The organism is Archangium lipolyticum (genome assembly GCF_024623785.1).
In the GTDB taxonomy this organism is placed as follows: domain Bacteria; phylum Myxococcota; class Myxococcia; order Myxococcales; family Myxococcaceae; genus Archangium; species Archangium lipolyticum.
Map to the genome: position 1 here is coordinate 89259 of NZ_JANKBZ010000011.1, position 18791 is coordinate 108049.

Sequence of the window (18791 nt, forward strand, 5' to 3'; positions counted from 1 at the left end):
ACACCATGGACGAAAAGCAGCGACACGCGATGGGGGAATCTGCTCGAGCTGCTCGCCTGCGGCTGGGCCTCACGCAGGCGGAAGTAGCCAAGAAGATTCGCCTGAAGTCCGGTGTCTATGGCCGGGTCGAGCGCGGGATGATGGTCCCCAGCGTGCCGACACTTCGGCGGATCTGCGAGACCCTGGGCATCTCATCGGACGTGCTCCTGTCCCTGAGTACCCAGGCGCCCGAGGCGATGGCTCCAGCGCCTCCGCCCGCGGCCGGCGAACACCCGGAGTTGAGCCGCGCCATCCATATCCTACAAGGGTGGCCACCGGACAGGTTGGCGCTCTTGCGCAAGCTGCTGGAGACGGCCGACACACATCTCTCGGACGAGAGCTAACGGGCTTCGGGCTGAGCAAGGGTGCGCGCCATGTAGCCGATAGCGGCGAGTTGCCTGTTGTCCAATTGGCGCAGGGTACGTATCAGGCGGCGCATCTGCGGCGATTCCTCCGAAGTGGGCTCGGACTCCATCAACCAGGTCACTGCCTCGCCCGCCGCGAGCCCCAGGGCTGCACTGGCATCCACCCGCAGCACCATGCAGAGCTTGCGCAGGTTCGGGACGCTCGGTGTCAGGTGGCCTCTCTCCATCCGCCCATACACCTCGGTGGCCACGCCCACGCGGTCGGCCACGTCCGCCTGGGTCAGCTCGGCCTTGAGCCGGGCCTCTCGCAGGGCCACGCCCAGGTGAAAGGTCAACTTCTTCTTCGTCAGGTGGTCGCTCTTCTTCATGGTGGTCACTCGCTCCGGTCCGTCTTCTCTTCCTCCGTGACTTCCTCCTCGGCCGTGGCCTCCTCCTCGGGGGTGGGCAGCACGCCCCTCTCGATGGGGAAGGCTCGCGTCTCCTGGGGCGTGGGCTTCTCGCGGTCGAGGGCTCGCAGCTCCGCCGCCGCCCTGGCGCGTCCGAACCTCTTGCCCTGGGTGCTCAGCCACGCGCACAGCTCGTCCCGCATCTCGCCGCCGGTCTGGTAGCGGTCGTCCGGATTGCCGCGCAGCGCCTTGTGGAGGATGCGCTTGAGCGGCTCGGGCACCTTCTGGGCCACGCGCTCCACGTCCTCCGGACCGAAGCGCAGGACACGGTCGGCCAGCTCCCCTACGCTCGTCCAGGAGGGACGCTCGGCGCGCACGCGGGCGTTGTACCGGATTGCTTCTGGGGACTCGCGGAACGGCAGCTTCTCGTCCGGTGAGTCCAGCGGATACTGGCCCGATAGCAGCTCCAAAAAAAGCATGCCGAGGGAGTAGAGATCCGCCCGCCCATCGGGCTTCTGGCGGCGCATCACCTCTGGGGCGGCATAGGCCAGTTCCGCACGCAGCACCTTGGAGGGCGTGTCCAACCGCCCAGCCATCCTCGAGTACACCACGCCGAAGTCGGTGAGCTTCACCCGGCCGCTGGACTCCAGCCGGATGCTCATGGGGCTCACCGCCCGGTGGACAACGTGCAGCGGTCGGCCCTCCTCGTCCTGGCTGTTCCAGGCGTAGTGGAGCGCGTCGGCCACCTGGGCGGCGATGTAGACGGCATGGGCCGGTGCGAGCGTCTTGCCCAACAGCAGCGCCGTCTCCATGGCCGTCGCCAGGAAGAGGCCCGGGGAGTGCTCCATCACCACGTAGGGCTCGCCCTGGTGCTCCGCCAGTTCGTACACCTGGGCGATACCGGGGTGCTGCAACCGGGTAGCAAGCCGAACCTCCTCTACGGCCCGCTGGCGGCGCTCCTCCTCGGGCGGCATCTGCACCCGCTTGAGGATGACGAGGCACGGAACACTTTCGTCCCGCGGGGAGGTGCGCCGGGCGATGACCATGGGCTCAGGTGCGTCCGCCAGCGGGGCGACGAAGGTGTAGCGGTATGTGGGTCCCTCGAAGAGAAGACCGTCGGGACCCGCAGGGTGGATGGGGAAGCTGTTGGATGGATCTTTCACGAGGGAACCTCCAGAACCTCTTAGGTACTCAATTCGAGAACTGGTTTCCCATCAAGTAACATGGGGAGGCCGTCGAAAGAAAGCACCAGCCAACCAAGCAGGTCAGCGCCCAAGTGCAACCTGTTGGAGCGGGGCGGCTTCTACGGAAACGTCACGCCATCAAGGTTCACGCCCCCAACTCCGGCTTCTCCCGCCCACAGCTTGAGCGTAAAGGCGCCCCGGGCCTCGCTCTCCGTCGCGTCCAGCTCCACCACGATGCGCCCCGACCTCCCCGGCGGGATGGACTCCAGGAGCGACACTTTCAGCCCCGTCAGATCCTCGCGCTTGGCGCCCACCAGGGCCGCCCCCGTGGGTGTCCAGGCCACCGTCCCCAGATTGCGCAGTTCCACCACCACGGCCACCCGTCCTCGTCCATCAGGACCAACGGCCCGGTAGCTGATGACCTTCCATGCGACGAGCGAGCTTCCTGGGCGTTGGATGACGTCCTTGAGCCACCGGGCGACAACCCCCTTTTCGCCCATCCACTCGTTGACGATGAGACCCGTGAGCCCACCCTGGCCGCTGCACTCGGCCTGGAGACGCGCCTTCTCCTCCCGGCACTGTTGGGCCTCGGCTCGCGCCTGCTGCTCACCCAGCCGGAGGGAGGCCACGGTACGCTCATGGCGCGACACCTCCACCTGGCGCTCCGCCTGGAACGGGTGGACCACCAGCACGAAGGTGGCACTCGCCGGGGCCGCACCGTCCTCGAAGTAGACCGTCACAGGCACGCGCTCCCCATCGTGCAGCGCCTCCGAGGCCACGAGCGTCACCATGTCGTCCACCATCGTCACCCGGCGGAACCGTTCCCGTCCCTCCACTTCCACGCGCGCCAGCTTCGCGTCGAAGAACAGGGTGAGGGACAGCTCCGGCCGGATGCACACCTCCGGCGGCTTCCTGGGGGTGTCCGTCGTCAGCTCGATGTAGCGCGTCCCCGCCTCGCAGGTGGGGAGTGGTGCCCGCTCGGTGGCCTCGATGGGGGCGGTGAGCAGAGCCAGGCCGAGCAGGGCGGAGGAGGACAAGGCGAGCACGGAGCGGGAACCTCCACGAAGAGACCAGGGACGTGGGCTCTAACACACCTTCCTCCCCGGTCGTGCGAGCCGCCTGGGCTTCCGGCCCGCCAAGCCCCTGGATGACGCTACTCGAACCGCTCCACAGTCTTCACGTCTACGCGGGGGAAGACCTTGATAACTCCACCGTCAGGCTCGATCTCAAGGCCGCGATCTCCGATCTGGTCGTACAGCTCCATGCAGACGGTGAACGTGTCCCCGGTGGGCGTAACGGCTTGGGTGATGCGTCCGTAGACGCGCTTCTCCCCTATGCAGAGCTGCCCAGAGAGGCGGGTGCCGTCCGGCAGCACGACTCGCCCCCCCCGGCCCATGGCATCAACTCCCGCCGCCCAGGCGCCCGCCAGCTCCAGTGAAACGGGGCCATCCCTCACGGGGACACGCTCGGGACTGGCGTACTTCGGCGCACCGGGCATGGCGGCGCTGTGTCTCTCTCCGAGGCGGAGGCCAAGCTGGCGGGTCATGGTCTCGACGGCACCTGCCGGGCACGCCTGGGGCGCGGGTTCCTTGCGAACCTGGGCACCGGGACAGGCCATGTTGGCGGCGGCGGCCACGGCGAGCAGCACGTTGGCCCCGGTGGAGCCGTTGCCCTTCTTCTCCTTCTCCGCCTGTGAACCGGGGGCCTTCTTCTTCATGCGCGTTGTTCCCGAGCTGAGCGTCACGGTGGTGACGGGCGCAGGGGTGTCCGCCCTCGGAGGCGTTGCGCCTGTATCAGCTTCGGGCGGCTTCCATGGGGGCGCCACTTCGTGGACTTGCGTGCCCCATGGCGTCGGGTCACCGAGGAAGAATTCTTTAGGTAAGGGAAGCGTCAACACCGGCTGGCCTGGAGCTAGCGGCGGAGTTGAGGCGGGAGGTGTCGTCCGGAGCTGGCCGAGGAAGAAACCCACTCCCACCACGAGTCCCACCACGGTCACGGCCACCAGGACCGGAGCGGCTCGCCTCACTCGGGTGGGAAGCGTAGGGACGGTTGACGCGGTGGGCGGCTCGGGTGGGGCCGGGGGCTCTGCAACAGGAGCAGGAGGCGCGGGCGGCCTGCCTCGCTTGGGCTTCTGCCGAATCCATCGGCGCAGCCACGCCTGGGGATCCTTGCCCACCAGCTCCGGCGCGTCCTCGGTGGTGCGTCCGTCCACCGTCCAGCCGTAGCACAGGGACACCTCCCACCGGGGGTCCGCCTTCGCCACCTCCAGCAGCTCCTCCAGCGCCTTGCACAACGCCTCGGCGGTCTGCACGCGGGCGCGGGGCTCCCTGGCCAGCAGGCGCAGGCACAGCTCACTCAATGCCTGGGGCACGCGGGAGTTGCGCGCGTGCGGGGGCTTGGGATTGCCCTCGAGGATCTCTCCCATCAATTCGTCGTCCGGTCCGTCGAAGGGGTACACGTCGGTGGCGAGCACGTAGAGGATGACGCCCAGCGCGTACAGCTCATCCGTCACCGCGTAGTCGTAGATTTCCCCCCGCTTGCGGTCCTCGCGCAGAAAGAAGGCCACGGCCTCGGGGCTACGGTAGCGGAGGTTGGCGGGGGCCAGAGCGCCAGTGACGCGAGGAGCGCCCGGCATGGAGCCAGCGCCGAAGTCCACCAGCACCGGCACTCCGTCCGTTTTGCGCACGAGCACGTTGTCGCCCTTCAAGTCGCGGTGCAGCACCTGCTTGGCGTGGACCTCCTTCAACGCCCGAGCGAGTGGCAGCAGCTTCTCCACCAGCTCGCGGGCGCACGGGTTGTTGTCCCGGGCCCACTGGTAGAGCGTCACACCCGGCACGTACTCCATGACGAGCACCAGGTACTCGGGTTTGTCCTCGGGCCACTTGAAGTGACTCAGCAGCTTCACCACGTTGGGGAACTGGTGGCGGAGCATGATGAACAGCTCCCGCCAGCCCCACTCCCCCACGCCCTCCAGGTGGATGAACTTGAGCGCGCACGGGCTGCCGTCGCGCCACGCGAGGAACACCTTGCCGAAGCCCCCGGCCCCCAGCCGCTTCTCGACGCGGTAGCCACTCACCACCATGCCCGGCTGCACCACGTCCTCCAGCGTGGGCTTCATGGTGCCTCTCCAGCGGCGGCACCGGCCAGTAACGGCGGAAGTTCGGTCATGCGCGCAACCTCGGAAGTGGGAAGCTATCAGAACCAGGGGGCCCTCGTGCCTGGGGACATGCCCGGCCCTGGCCTCATGTGCCTGGCTGGCCGGGGTGGTGGCGGAGCTGCTCTCGCCGCGTGGCCTTACTGGGAACGAGCGCGGTCACGGCCCTTCACCTCGGACCGAGAGCTCAGCCTCCGGCCTGAACGAGGCGTAGCGCCGCGGTTCCGCATCCGCCGAATCGGAAGTCCACGCCTCGGTATAAGCCCCTGGCAGGGGCATCCCTGCTGGCGTCGGCCAACCGACCGCCGCAGTCCTCCAACCCATTCAGAGGAAGCGCACCGCGAACGAGTGGACCCGGGCCCATCCAGCTCGCGTTCCGAGAGCTCGAGGCGCCCCTCACTCATCAACGAGGAGCACCATGCACGACATCAACCAGATGGCCTACGTGGGTCAGGTGCCCTGGCACGGGCTGGGCACGCCGCTGCCAGACAACGCCGACTACGACTCCATCGTGGAGGCCGCCGGCTTCTACACGGCTGAGGAGCGCCCACTCTTCGCGCCGGGCAGGGATGAGCCCATTCCGGACAAGAAGGCCCTCTTCCGGACCGACACCGGCGGGTACCTGTCCACCGTCTCCAAGGGCTATGAGGTGGTGCAGTTCGAAGAGGTTGCCCGCACCCTCGTGGAGGCCGCGGGCGGCGTGCGTTGCATCTTCCACACCGCCGGAACGCTGGGCCGCCACGGGGAGCGCGGATGGCTATTGGGCGAGCTCCCCGAGCCGATGCGCGTCCGGGGAGACAAGAGCATCATCAAACGGTACGTTCTCGGCTACACCGGGCATGACGGCACCACGGCGATCACCCTCAAGAACGTGGCCACGAGGGTGGTCTGTCAGAACACCATCGGCGTCGCACTCGGAGAACGGGACGGGGCCGAGTGGAACATAATCCACACCACGAGCGCGAAGGTGCGGCTGGAGGAGGCGGCTCGGGCCTTCCGGCGCATGGTGCAGGGCTACGAGCGCTTTGCCGCCCTGAGTGACCATCTGGCCATGACCCGCTTTTCTGAGCACCAGCTCCGGAACGTCATCGACCTGGTGATGCCCTTACCCCAGGACGAGGCCGAGCACCCGCGCCTGATGAAGGGGCGCAACAAGGTCATCGAGCTGTTCCACGCCGGCCGGGGCCTTGAGGGCTCCATCCGCGGCACCGCGTGGGGCGCGCTCCAAGCGTTCAGCGAGTACGCCGATCACCACCGCCACACCCGAGTCCCCAAAGGCAAGAACGTGGACACCTTGCGCCTCGAGTCCATCTGGATGGGCAAGGCGGCCAGCATGAAGCGCCAAGCGCTGGCTGCCATCGCGGACACGGCTCGCATCCGGCTCACGACGTGAAGGGCCACCACGAACTCAGCCCGCCCAGGAGCTGTCGGTGTCTTCAGGGCGGCCTGACTCAAGAAGGTGTGCTGCGTGCCAGCGCGCAGCACGCGCGGTAGTCGAGGGCGGGCGTCACCACATGGCGCCCGTTTTCTTTACGTTCTCCACGGACGTGCGGGGCTGACAGGCCTCTCAATCACAGACGCACAGACAAGACATCTCGCACAAATCGCTCCAGCCGCACAGCGTCTAGCCATATGGCTCCCAACGATTTTGATTCGATGCCTTGCCCATCCTACGCTCAATGTTCATGAATATTTCCACTCCCGGGGCGACCGGCCGGTGGATGGAACTAGACGTACCACCCCAACAAATCAGAAGTCATGATCCCCCTCTGTCTTCCATAAAGTATGGCGGAGTCGGTCGTCGAAGTAGACCGCAACCATATTCAGCAACAGTTGCGCACAATGTTGAGCGGCGTATGCAAGAAATTTCCAGCGATCTTGCCAAGTCAGATCTTCGGCCTTCGGTGGACCTCCCGGAACAACTATCTTTTTATCAGACAAGACCCAGCCGATCTCACGTAACTCGTCGTCCGTCGGGTCAATTCCCCGAAGAGCGATCTGGCATGCTCGCAACCCCTTCTCTACAACTCCCCGCTGATCTTTGGCCCAACGCCACTCAGTATCGCCAAAGATCGCATCGAGCCGCAGGCATTCCTCGAAAAAAGGCCCGAGTTTCGCCGGGTCCTCCCAAATAAAAGGAGCCTCATGGGTAAGGCGCGCAAGTTGACCGAACTGTTCCACCCTAGTTGGATGGCCAGCAATGTGCCGGAGGCGCCGCAGATTGTGGCCATTGGCATCGGGAATAACGTTCTCGACCGGGATGTGCAGACGTACGGTCTCCTGGTTGCGCCACCCGGGGTTCTCGTAATTGAGCACGACTCGAATGTAGGATTGCAGCCACAGGAACCAGAAGCGCTGTGGAACGGCCTGAACCGGGCACCAGACCAGAAGGACCGGCGTTGCGAAACGTTCCACCCGTTTCAGGGAATTCACCTTCATATCGAATGCAATGGACTTCGCATCTGCGGGAGGGCTCGGGTCATCCGTGCCCTTAAGCTGAAAGAACAGGTACGCGCCCGATGGCTCGCCAGCGTCAAAACACTCCACTGAGAGATCAATTCCGTAGTCCCGCTCGGTCTGATCGCGCTCTACGAACCGCTCCGCTGGCAGAAGCGATGCCACAATGCGGCGCGATTCTGTTTCAATAACGTGTTGGCGAGTTCTTGCCATGGAATACGCCTCCCACATACCACCAATTCATATCGTAGCCGACTGCCCACTTGGACACTGCCCCCTGTCATGAAGCCTAATCTGGGCGGCTGAAGACTGAGCGTGGCACCAGCAGAGCCCATTTAGCAAGGTGTAGTTGGAGATGATGCCGCGACGTCCACACACCAAGAGCCGATTTCGCAGGGACTGCGGCAGCAGTCTCGCCCGAAGAGCAGCTCGCCAGAGATGGGGCACTGCGCAATAGGCTCCAACTCCCGGAAGTAAAACCTCCAAGAGACGCGCCCGAGAGCTCAGTAGCCAAATGCTCCGGGAGGAGTCGTCCACCTCAGCGGGAGACAGGATCGCCCACCACCTCACCGCCCTCCGGGCCGGGTAGCTTCCGCCGCGTCCTCCCCTTCCACCCACCTACGCACCTCGGCGCAGGACACGCCCAGCCGAGCTCGGGGTGGCACCCGACCGTCTGCGACCGACCACCGCACCGCGGGCAGAGCAGCCATCGCCGGGTGCCACCGTGCGCGGTAGGACAGGGCTGCTGGACGATGCGCACGTCCACCATGTGCCCTGCGTGCGCGAGCTGCACCGTGGAGAGCCCCCGGAAGCGCAGGGGGGTGAAGCGGGCGCGCAGCTGGGCGATGGAAACCCGCGCCAGGTCGTCGCGGTACCACACCTGCCGACGAGACCTGCGCGGGCGAGGGGCAGAGCCGGTCAGGTCCATGGCCATCACTCCCCTGCCCCCACGTGGATGTGCTGCGCGGCCCCCACCACCAGCACGCTGCGCCGGCCTCCCTGGCGCTCCGCACGCAGTTCGTCCATGAGGAGCGTGAAGCGCTTGGTTGCACTCGTGAGCAGCCTGTCCAGCAGCTTCGCGCCAGGCTCATCCCGCTGGGCCAGGGCCGCGGAAAGCAGTGCGGACATCTGCCCCATCTGGACTTCCACGAGCGCTGCGGATCGAGCCAAAGAGCGCAGACGCACCCCGTCGCCGTCTGCCGAGGCGAAGGCCCCTGCCCGGGCCCGGACGTGGTCGAGCATCACCTCCTCGCCACCGGCCAGCAGCTGCGTCACGGACGCGGTCTCGACAGGCGAGAGCGCCAGCCGAGGCGTCGTTTCCTCAACGCGCGCAGGTGGACGGACAACCGGCAGCTCGTGGACGTTGGAGATGGCTGGGATGGACTCCACGGTCTTCAGTTTCATCCCGGAAATTTAGGACAAAGTGCGTGGAAGCCCTGAGAGCGGGGGGCGCTGGTTCGGTGATCATTTCTTCGGAAACCGCCGCCCTGCCGCCCGCTCAGGCCGGAAAGTCCCACGCGCGCACGAGGGGGCGCGTCGTGCGGGGAGGACATGTGTCTCGGCCAGAGGCAACCCGGCTATTCCCTACGAATACAGGGGGCCCGTAGGAATGCCTCGCGCGGCTCGCCGTAACGGGCTGCCCCCCTATTCCTCCCCGAGGTCCTCAAGCGTGAGGAGGCCCCTCTGGAAGCCGTCGCGCACGGCCTCGAGTTCGGTTTGAAGGCGGTCGAGCTGGGCGCGGTAGTGACGAAGGCGTTCGGAGGCTCGGGGGCGGCGGAGGAGGACGAGGAGGTGATGAAGGAGCATGCTCCAGCATAGGTCATCGGCGGTCGCCGCCCGTGGCCGCAGTGCTGACGGCCCGGAGCTCCCCTGGGAAGGCCCTGGCCGGGCCGCAGACGCGTCCGAAGCCAGGGGGGTGCTGCGCCCCCTGGGAGGTTCCAGAAGGGGCCAGGAAGGCGGTCCATCCGATGGCCTCAAGTTGACCAGAGCCCCGCCCGTGCTTGGCTGCCGAAGACCCCCAGGTAAGGACCTAGCCACAGGGTCGAGCTCCTCGCCCGAATGGCGGCATACCTGCGGAGGGGTGCGGAGGGATTGCGGAGGGTGCTGCGCAACCCCCCGCATCGTCCTGGCCCCAAAACACCTAGTGAACTCAACCACTTATTCCGGATCCACTTTCTCCTGCGGAGGGTGCGGAGGGTTGGTGTTGCTTCCTCGCATGAAGAAGGGAAAAGGGATTCTTCCATAGGGGACGTGCGAGATGCGCATGCGCGCACATGGACCAGGGGCAGCAGCAAACCCTCCGCACTCCCCGCAGGAGGACCGTCCCTACTTCCAACCCCTTGAAATAAGGCCAGTATTACTGCGCATAGCCCTGCGGAGGGTGCGCGTCATCCCTCCGCCAACTCCCCGCGCACCCTCCGCACCCATTGGGGTTCGCACCGCCATCTACACTGATCCAAGGATATGCCGCCGGCTGGATGATGGCGGCTCCAGGTGGAGCCACGCTCGTCCATAGCGTGCGGACAGCGGACGCCTCACATCAGGGTGAAGTCGCCGTCGTCCACGATCTCTTGGGGCTGCTGGGCCGTACCGTTGGACACCACCGGAGCCGTGTCCAGCGAGCCCGTGGCCCCCACCACATCTCCCTTCACCCTCGCCAGGATGAAGCGATTCACCTTCTGACGCGGGTCCCGGGGCCCCTCCTCGATCCGGTAGTCGCCCACCACCTTGCTGCGGTTCTCGTTCAGCCACAGGCCCAGCTTCACGCTACGCCCGGCCACCGAGCCCTGGGCCAGCACTGAAGCGAGGTACTCAAGCTCCTTCGGCGGCACTCGCTCCCCGTACCCATTGTCCACGGGCGGGGCACAAATCGCATCCAGCAACTGCCGGGCGCTCACCGGCTGCTCTCCGAACTGCTCGGCCCACTGCTCCACGAACGCACGCCGCTCGTCCCCCTTCACATCCGCGTTGGCCAGGGTGGCGGCGGGGTCGAGGAAGCCTTCCACCCCCGCAGCCTCCAGGATGCCGCCTAGCACCCGGCTCCAGCTCTCGAACGAGCCACGGGACTTGGCCGTACCCGCCGGCCGACCGTGCGCCACCCAGTTCTGCACCATCGTGAGCGCCGCATGGACGAGCTGCCCGCGATTCTCCTTCACCCACCGCTTCAAATCCGGGTGGCGGAAGCTCGCGCGCTCCTCGGGATTCTCCATCTTCGCATCCAGACGAATGCGCACGGAGCGGCGCACCAAGTCGCGGCTGAGGCGGACGTTGTTGGCGGCCACCAGCCACACCGCACGGTTGCGCGCCGTCCCCTCGGTGTTGCCGCCCAGCAGGCGGCTCTTCACCGTGTCACTGGTGAGGGCGCTCTCCAGGGCGGGGCTGTCGAGCCCGCCCTTCACGTTGTCGAAGGCCATGAAGGGCCCGCCGGCACGTAGTGCCGTGAAGATGGTCTTCTCCTGCTCCTCCTCGCGCACCGGAAAGGGACGGTAGTGCATCAACGCGCCCGTGGCGATGAGGCTCGCTACATCACCCACCAGACTCTTGCCGCTGCCTGCCTCCGGGGCCTCGATGATGTGCAGCGGCGTGTTGCCGTCCACCATGTCGCGCACGAAGGGCAGAAGGACGAGAGCCAGCGCGTGGGCCTTGTCCGCGGGCAAGTCGAAGGGGAAGTCGCCCAGGAGCTCCACTGCGAGCAGGTGGAGGGCGACCTTCACCTCCTCCTCCGTGGGCTGCGACGAGATGACGGGCACCACCAAGCCCCCGTATTCCACGAGGAAGGACCGCTGAAGAGCGTAGTAGCCAGGCGAGGTGATGAGCTGCCCGTCCGCCCCGAAGAAGGGGGTGGTACGCACGCTCTCCAGCACCGGCAGCTCCGGCGGAGGTGTGCTCAACACGCTGGTCACCACCAAGGTGGGGGGATAGACAGCGTTCTCCTTATCGTTCTCCTCCGTCTTCCCCTCCTTTACCTCCAGCCAGTTGGCCACCTCGCTCAGCCGCAGCGGCAGCGACTTCTCGGTGAACTCCTCCAGAGAGGGACTCGCCCCGCTCATGTTGAGGCGAACCATGTTCCCATCGCGCAGGAAGACGACGGGCGGTATGTTGGCATTGACCAGCGCATCACACGCATTCGCCACCACCTCCCGCAGTTGCCGGTCATTCACCTGGATAGAAGGCAGGCGGCTGACACTCACCGTCTTGGGCATGGACTTGGCCGCGGTGCGTTGCATGGCCTGGGCAACCTTGAAGAGGCCGGTGATGTCTTTCGCCGGAACATTGGCGCCACGCAGCTGCATCTTGAGGCGCTCGCACCCGACAGCGTCCCGCTTCCCCAGGCGGGCCAAAGCGAGGAGCAACTCGTCGTTCTCCATGGCAGCCTGAACTGCCTCGATCGCGTTCTTCTCGATGTCAGCCCGGAAGAGCGCGAGTGGATCAGCCTTCTCGTTCTCGTATTCCTCTTCCCTCTCCTGTGCATAGCGCTTGAGCACCCAGGCCGCAGGAGCGCGCGCTACCTTTCGGCCCTCCTCGCAGAACTCGGCGGGCACACCGTGGAGCTCCAGCTTCTCGTAGCTGACGAAGAGATGAGCCTCCTCCTCACCGCCAACTGCCAGCGCGCGCCGGGCTGAGTCCTGCCACTGAGCATGGCAACTGCGCGGGTCGTAGCCGTGGCCCGACCGGTTGTCCGTTCGGCTCATCTCGTGGAAGAGGTCGAGGCCCCGTTCGAAGCCCGCCTCGCGGTACTCGTAGAGTACGACCGCGAGGTTGTCGGCCATGAAGCGCCAGGCGTCCCGGGTGAGGGGCAACTTGCCCTCCAGCATGGCGCGCGTCACCGGCTCCTCGCGGAAGAGTTCAAGTTTGCGCTCCAGTTCCCGCACGGGGGGCGGCGCCCGATGTGCCCCCTGCCTCTTCTCCACCGACCAGAGATGGTTGCCCCGCCCCGAGGTCATGCTCGTACCCAACAATGGTGCAGGTGCAGTGAAGTCCGCAGGCACGTCAGCGAGGCTCAGCAACGGCCCGTCGAGGCGTTTCATCACCGGCCAGCCCTTGTCCTTCGCATCCTGGGTGCAGCGCGGCAGGTAGTACATGCGCGAGGGGTTCTTGCACTTCGCATCCGCCTTGCGGCCAGTCTTCTCGAAGAAGTAGGCCCACAGGCGCGCGAAGTCGGCCGGGACGAGGCCCTCCTTCAGCGGGAGAATGACGCGGAACGCGGGCACCTCGGGCGTGTGGCTGCGACTGGTGTGAATGAGGCCGGCGTACGGCAGTTGAGCCTTGATGTCTTCGATGTTGACGCGCTCCTCCTCCGGCAGCGGCTCCTGCGTCGTCGGGTCCTTGTTGTCGAAGTCCAAGACCAGAACCTGAACCTCGTGAACGAATCGGTCCTCCAGCCGACCGCCAGGAGCCACCGTGGCGGGCACCCACCCGCTCATGGGGAAATGGTCGCCGTCCACCTTCTTGAAATTCCGCGCGGCGGTCTCCTTCTCCCCAACTGGGTGGCCGTGCATCTCGAAGAAGTTGAAGAGTTGGTCGGCGGTGACGTGCAGCCGGTAGAAGTTCTCCTTGTCCGTCTTGGCGCGAGTGAGCGCCACCTCGAAGGTGCGCGGCGAAGCCGACGAATCAGTGCTGTTCGAGTTAGAATGGGAGTGCATTTTGTGAATTCCTCATGGGCCCTAGTGGGTGGGAACCGCTGGGGCCCGTTTCTTTTTTCGGTTGTAGGTGTTGTCGGAATGCTGTCCGCCACTGGTCCGGCATCATCGCTTCACATCATCCAGTTCACGCGCCAGGAGTCCCTCCAGCCCTTCCAGGATGAGGGAGCGCAGGGGCGGCGGTGCACCACCGTCGCGTTGGGCTCGGGCCAGTCGCAGGTCATCCAGTCGCGAGCGCATGTCGCGGGGCAGCGCGAAACTCGTCACGTAAGATTCAATGGCTCCAGGTGTCCGCATCAGAAATGCCCCCGAAATTGGGTGCCTAATTACATAAACAATGTAGACAATCTGACCTAAAACGCCCCAATGACATAACTACTTTCATGTTTGATCTCCGCGGGAACATCCTCGCCTGCCCGGCTATGGCTATTGGCTCGCGGGGCACCTGCCCGCCCTCTGGTCCGTCCGGAGAGGACGACCAGCGAGACCTTGAGTTTCGCCTCGTAGATCTCGCTGGCCCGGTTCTCAGCGGGTGATGCTGCCGAGTCCTACTGTACGGGGTGGCCGCTCGGCTGGCAGTACCGGTACGGCTCGTTCTTACGACCCGTGCCCGACTGCGACAGCTTGCCCTCCTTCACCAGCCGGGCCAGCGCCTCGCGCACGGTCGTCTTCTTCAGGTCCGTCTCCGCCATCAACTCGTCGGCCGTCTTCGCGTCCGTTTCGGTGTCGGGCACCGCGAGGAGGAGGGCGCGCTCGACCTCCTGGACTCCCACGTCGAATCCCTCGCGCACGACGTAGCCCTCGTCCCGGAGCTCGATGGTCAAGGTGGACGGCGTCTCCTCATAACGGGAAAGGGCGTGGATGATGCGAACCTGCCCCGTGTGATTGGGTGGCCGCTGGAGGGCCACGATGATGTCCACCGCCCCGGTGAGTGCCGAGCTACCGCGGCCGGAGTCCCCCACGCCCCCGCCGCTCTTGCGCTCGTGGCGGACGGCTACGACGCCTAACCCCTGCTCCGCGGCGGCCTGAAGAGGCCGGACGGCTTCCAGGGCGTTGCGGCTCGAGCTCTCCGAGATGCCGCTGAACTGGGCCAGCGTGTCGATGATGAGCAGCCGCGCTCCCACCGCCCGGCACTTGTCGACCGTGTGCTTTACCAACGCATCCCAGGGGAGGCGTCGCACGTCCTGGTAGAAGTAGAGATGCAGGTCGGTGGAATGATCGAGCCCTACGCGCTCCAGCATGCGCCGGAAGGAAATGGGGCGCTCTTCGGTGAGGAGCATTACGGGCGTGTGCGTGGTGGGCTCGTCGAGGAACTCCGTGCCCGCGAGCACGTGCTTGATCATATGCGCTAGCCAGGTGGACTTGCCGGCCACCTTCGGCTTGCCGTCAACGAGAGTGAGCGATCCCTCGGCCACCCACGGACGCGCGATCCACGGCACGTCGGCGGGCGTCGTACGGGTCACCTCCGCAGCCGTCCAGGACCTGAGCCCTCCCCGTGCGCCCCCACCCCTCCTGGGCTCCCGGAGGTCCCGGTGCCCAACCGAGCCCTCCAGCTGACCGCCGCCATCGGGAGGGGGCCTCTCGTGCGGATTTGGTTCCGCCGCCGCATCAACCGCGAACTCCGACCCCTGAGTGAGGTGCTGCCCACTCTCGTAAGCCCCCGAATTTTCAATGGAAACTGAGGGTATTTCCTTCGGCACGGACGAGCCCATGGCGTCGGAAGCAACCGCGGCGGAACCATCCTCGGACGGCCCCGGCGGCAGCTGCGCATGCGCACAGGCCGCCCCCTCAGCGGGAGGGCAGCGCACCCCCTCCCCTTCCTGGCTGGCGCTACCGGGCACGGCGGGAGCATCCGCGAGCGGCTCCTCGCTCGACCCAGGGGCTGTACCGGGGCTGGGCATGCCCGGTGACAACCGGCGCACCACCTGCTTGGCTGCCCCCTCCACCAGCGCATCCTGACCGCCCAGCAGGCAGTGACAGCCCTGGAACTTGAGGCCCAGCCGACGCCACAGCCCCACGTCCTCCTTGCAGAGGGCCGGCACCACCCGGGGCGCGAGGCGCTCGAGCGCGAAGCGGAACATCTCCACCTGCGTCTCGAAGGGCACGCGGTACTTGAAGCCCGAGGCGTCGCGCTCCTCACCGAGGTAGTCGAAGATGCTGGCGTCCCGGCCGTTCTTCTTGGCGGCGCTGCGCAGGGACTTGGGCAATGTGGCCCGCAGCGCCCCCAGCGTCACCATATCCGGCTCCAGCGCGTTGATGCGCTCGATGGCCTCCGCGTACCCCTCCTGCCAGCCCGGGTACGGCACCATCGGGTCCAACCGGAAGCGGATAGGCCAGCCCGCCTCCTTCATCCGGCGTGCGGCCTCGAAGCGCTCCGACGGCGGCGGGGCCCCATGCTCAAAGGTAGTCCCGATGTACTCGGCGTTCACCGACCAGGAGAACACCACCTGGGGTGTGGGCGACAGCTCGAGGGCGTGCTCAATCGTGGTGGCCTTGGTGAGGAAGATGAGCCGGTGGCGCGTCTGCGCAGCGAAGCGTGGAACAAGCAGGTGCGTCAGCGGCGTGCCATTCACCTTCTTGTAGGCCGGGTCGAAGACGAGCCCGTCCTGGAGCTCACCCACGATGAGCATCTGTAACCGTTCACCGAATGGGCTTGGTTGAAGAGGAGACGGGCACGACGTAACCGCAGAAGTGGCGCTGGACAAGATGACGTCTGGCGTGGTGTAGCCAGGGCATGGTGCAGGTGGATGCCCGAGACGTGCAGATAGCGCAGTTGGAGAAGCGGCTGGAAGCAGCGCTGGCGCGTCTCGCGCAGTTGGAGGCGGAGAACGAGAGCTTGCGCGAGGAGAATCGACAGCTGCGCGAGAAGAATCGACAGCTCGAGGAGCGGTTGGGGCTCAACTCGAGCAACTCTTCCAAGCCGCCCTCCTCGGACGCACCCGGCACGCCGCGCCAGGCCAAGAAGCCCACGGGACGACGTGCCGGTGGACAGCCCGGCCACAAGAAGCATGAGCGCGCGCTGCTGCCGCCCGAGCAAGTGCAGCACGTGGTGGAGTTGGTGCCCCAGCAGTGCCGGGGTTGCAAGCGACGGTTGCAGGGGCGCGACAGCGCGCCGCGGCGGCACCAGGTGGTGGAGGTGCCGCCCCTGTCAGCCCTTGTCACCGAGTACCGCTGCCATGCAGTGCAGTGTCCGGAGTGCGGGGTGGTGACGCGCGGGGAGGTGCCCGCGCACGCGCGCAGCGCGTTTGGTGACAGGCTCGCGGCGCTCGCCTCGCTGCTGGTGGGCAAGTACCGCCTGTCCAAGCGGCTGGTGAAGGACGCCTTGTCCGACATGGTGGGGGTGGAGTTGTCGCTGGGCAGTGTCAGTAACCTGGAGGCAGAGATGTCGGACGCGCTCGCGCCAGCGGCGACCGAAGCCCTCGCCTCCGTGCGAGCCGCGGAGGCGGTCAACGCCGACGAGACAAGTTTCGCACAGGGACGAGAGGGGGGCCGGGCCGCGCGTGCCTGGCTGTGGGTGGTGGCCACGGCGCTGGTGGTGGTGTTCCACATCGCCCCCATCCGCGGCGGCAAGGTGGCCCGCCATCTGCTCGGCGAGGATTTCGCGGGCTTTCTCACCAGCGACAGGTGGAGCGGCTACGAGTGGGTGGATGCAGGGCTGCGGCAGCTGTGCTGGGCACACCTCACACGTGACTTCCAGGGCTTTATCGACAGGGGCGGCCGTGGCGGAGAGATAGGCCAGAAACTCATGCACGAGCGCAACCGATTCTTCGATTGGTACCATCGCGTGCGCGACGGCACCCTGGCACGCGAGGAATTCGAAAAGCGCATGCGCGAGGTGGAAAGCAAAGTCGGCCAATTGCTGCGCGAGGCGGCACAGCGGGCGGAGAAGAAGACGGCCGGCATGGCCCGGGAAATGCTGCGCTTGGAGAAGTGTCTGTGGACGTTTGTCGATGTGCCGGGCCTGGAGCCCACCAACAACTTCGGTGAGCGCTGCATCCGGCACGCCGTCATGTACAGGAAGACGTCCTTCGGAACGCAGAGCGTGGAGGGCAGCCGCTTTGTGGAGCGAATCTTCACCGCCACTGTCACCCTCAAGTTGCAGGGCCGCGACGTGCTCGCCTTCCTGACCGACTCCCTCGCCGCTCACCGCCGGGGCCAACACGGGCCTTCTCTCCTACCCTCCGCGCCCGGGCCTCAGATCGCTCTCACCACCTGAGCTGGTGAACGGTTACGAGCATCTTAGGGATGGGGTCCTTGAGCCACTTGTCCACCTCGCCCACCATGTCCGTGACGTTGGTGTAGACGAGGCCGTACAGCGTCTCCGGCTTGAAGCGGAAGGGCGGCAGGCCCTGGAGGAAGCAGTAGCTGCACCGGAAGGGGCAGCCCATCGCCGGGACGAGCTCCCAGAACTTGAAGCAGACAATGCCAGAGCCGTCACCCGGACCCTGGAAGCGGCGGATGAAGTTCGATTTTCGCACTGCGGTTTTCATTCAGAAGTCCTCGAAAATTTTTGAAAGTGCGATTTGCGGTCATGTGCTTGCCCTAGACATCAGGGCCTCCTTGTGCGTGCCTCACGTACCTCGACTGTCCGCGTACTGCGCGGGCGCATCATCTTGGCTGTGAGGCAATGGGCGGCCAGGGCGCGAACGGACGAGTGCAACGGCTCGTCGGCGCAACAAGCAGGGCGGCGGTGAAGCTCGCGGCCCCTATGTCCAAGCCCCCTCAAGGCGAGCCCGTGCGGCGCACGGGACGCGGGCTTGCACTGGCAACTACTGGGCGTACTGCACCGCTCACGTTGAGCAGCCCTCGTACCGGAGGCAAGTCGTGACGATTGGCCGCCTGCTCTAGAAGCTGGAGTCCGGCAGCACGAACCCCTGACGCTTTGGACCGGACGCGTCCATCCTCGAAGGGGCTTGCGCTCCGAAGAGGAGCGCGCAGCAGCGGTATAAGGGTCAGAGGCACTCAGCTCCGCGACGGTGCGCCGCCCGGAGCGAGCCGCCTTCCCGCCGTCATCCCTCTCACCGTCGTCCCCCCCGTTGGCGCGCTGCCCTGCCGCACGCGCGCACGCGGGGCTCTTGCTGCCCTCCGTACACCTGCGGAGGCGGAGGACCAACCCATGACCGAATTGACCGTCATCGACTGCGCTCAGCCCCCGCCTCCGAACGGCGAAGGCACTCTGCTGCTGTCGCTTTCCGGAGAACTTTCATTGATCGAAGAGGCCCTGACTGGAGCGGCAAATCTCGCCGAGCTCTTGGCCATGAAGTCCCTGGGCAGCGAAGAAACGGCTGCGCAAACGCCGCTAGCAATCAACGCCTTTTTGTTACTCATAAACGCTCGCCTCGAGAACATTCGCCGGGTGCTCAGATGCGAGGCGGATCCAGGCGAGCTCCTTGCTCCGCATAACAGCGTGCCCGAGAACGAACTCGGCGATCCCGACGTCCGCCTGCGCCCGTGGACGGCGGGTCAACGCGCTACCCACCTCACCCGCCTACTGGCGAAGGCCGAGGCGGATGCCAAGCGCGAGGGACCGACGCCCCCAAGCCCATAGAACCACGGTCTTCCTCGAA

General features: G+C 66.1%; 15 protein-coding genes. 4 read left to right on the top strand and 11 right to left on the bottom strand.

The features are described 5' to 3' along the window. Positions 1–5 precede the first annotated feature (5 nt). Entirely contained in the window at positions 6–383 is a 378-nt protein-coding gene (locus NR810_RS23725) for a helix-turn-helix transcriptional regulator (RefSeq protein ID WP_257455608.1), read from the top strand. Here NR810_RS23725 and NR810_RS23730 read toward each other — a convergent pair. The 4 genes from NR810_RS23730 to NR810_RS23745 form a co-directional block, all read right to left on the bottom strand. Further along, positions 380–772 carry a helix-turn-helix transcriptional regulator gene (locus NR810_RS23730; RefSeq protein WP_257455609.1) on the bottom strand — a complete coding sequence of 131 codons (393 nt, stop codon included), beginning with the start codon at positions 770–772 and terminating at the stop codon, positions 380–382. The genes NR810_RS23725 and NR810_RS23730 overlap by 4 nt on opposite strands. A gap of 5 nt (positions 773–777) precedes the next feature. Further along, complete coding sequence (locus NR810_RS23735; protein WP_257455610.1) at positions 778–1953, bottom strand: serine/threonine protein kinase; 1176 nt, start codon at positions 1951–1953, stop codon at positions 778–780. Positions 1954–2093: 140 nt separating this feature from the next. Further along, positions 2094–3020: a DUF2381 family protein gene (locus NR810_RS23740; RefSeq protein ID WP_257455612.1), complete on the bottom strand. Its 927-nt coding sequence runs from the start codon at positions 3018–3020 to the stop codon at positions 2094–2096. A gap of 107 nt (positions 3021–3127) precedes the next feature. Beyond that, entirely contained in the window at positions 3128–5092 is a 1965-nt protein-coding gene (locus NR810_RS23745) for a serine/threonine protein kinase (RefSeq protein WP_257455613.1), read from the bottom strand. 454 nt (positions 5093–5546) lie between these two features. On the opposite strand from NR810_RS23745, the gene NR810_RS23750 reads away from it, so the two are divergent. After that, a complete protein-coding gene (locus tag NR810_RS23750) occupies positions 5547–6521 on the top strand; it encodes a DUF932 domain-containing protein (RefSeq protein ID WP_257455615.1) in 975 nt (324 codons plus the stop codon). Positions 6522–6877: 356 nt separating this feature from the next. Here NR810_RS23750 and NR810_RS23755 read toward each other — a convergent pair whose 3' ends face one another. The 6 genes from NR810_RS23755 to NR810_RS23780 form a co-directional block, all read right to left on the bottom strand. Continuing rightward, positions 6878–7798, bottom strand: a complete 921-nt coding sequence (locus tag NR810_RS23755; RefSeq protein WP_257455617.1) for a DUF4365 domain-containing protein — start codon at positions 7796–7798, stop codon at positions 6878–6880. A gap of 325 nt (positions 7799–8123) precedes the next feature. Next, positions 8124–8513 (bottom strand): hypothetical protein, encoded by a 390-nt coding sequence (locus NR810_RS23760; RefSeq protein ID WP_257455619.1) that lies wholly within the window; start codon positions 8511–8513, stop codon positions 8124–8126. A gap of 5 nt (positions 8514–8518) precedes the next feature. Continuing rightward, complete coding sequence (locus NR810_RS23765; RefSeq protein WP_257455620.1) at positions 8519–8989, bottom strand: hypothetical protein; 471 nt, start codon at positions 8987–8989, stop codon at positions 8519–8521. A 1130-nt stretch (positions 8990–10119) separates the two neighbouring features. Beyond that, on the bottom strand, positions 10120–13227 hold the full coding sequence (locus NR810_RS23770) for a hypothetical protein (protein ID WP_257455621.1): 3108 nt from the start codon (positions 13225–13227) through the stop codon (positions 10120–10122). A 102-nt stretch (positions 13228–13329) separates the two neighbouring features. Further along, entirely contained in the window at positions 13330–13491 is a 162-nt protein-coding gene (locus NR810_RS23775; RefSeq protein ID WP_257455622.1) for a hypothetical protein, read from the bottom strand. Positions 13492–13772: 281 nt separating this feature from the next. Next, positions 13773–15854 carry a spore photoproduct lyase family protein gene (locus tag NR810_RS23780; protein WP_257455624.1) on the bottom strand — a complete coding sequence of 694 codons (2082 nt, stop codon included), beginning with the start codon at positions 15852–15854 and terminating at the stop codon, positions 13773–13775. Between the two features lie 104 nt (positions 15855–15958). Between NR810_RS23780 and tnpC the strand changes: the two genes are divergently transcribed. Then, positions 15959–17440 carry an IS66 family transposase gene (tnpC, locus tag NR810_RS23785; protein ID WP_257455625.1) on the top strand — a complete coding sequence of 494 codons (1482 nt, stop codon included), beginning with the start codon at positions 15959–15961 and terminating at the stop codon, positions 17438–17440. On the opposite strand, the gene NR810_RS23790 is transcribed toward tnpC, so the two are convergent. Continuing rightward, positions 17430–17714, bottom strand: coding sequence for a hypothetical protein (locus NR810_RS23790; protein WP_257455626.1), 285 nt, complete (start codon positions 17712–17714; stop codon positions 17430–17432). The two genes, tnpC and NR810_RS23790, sit on opposite strands and share 11 nt — an antisense overlap. 626 nt (positions 17715–18340) lie before the next feature. On the opposite strand from NR810_RS23790, the gene NR810_RS23795 reads away from it, so the two are divergent. Further along, positions 18341–18772, top strand: a complete 432-nt coding sequence (locus tag NR810_RS23795; protein ID WP_257455628.1) for a hypothetical protein — start codon at positions 18341–18343, stop codon at positions 18770–18772. Positions 18773–18791: the final 19 nt, after the last annotated feature.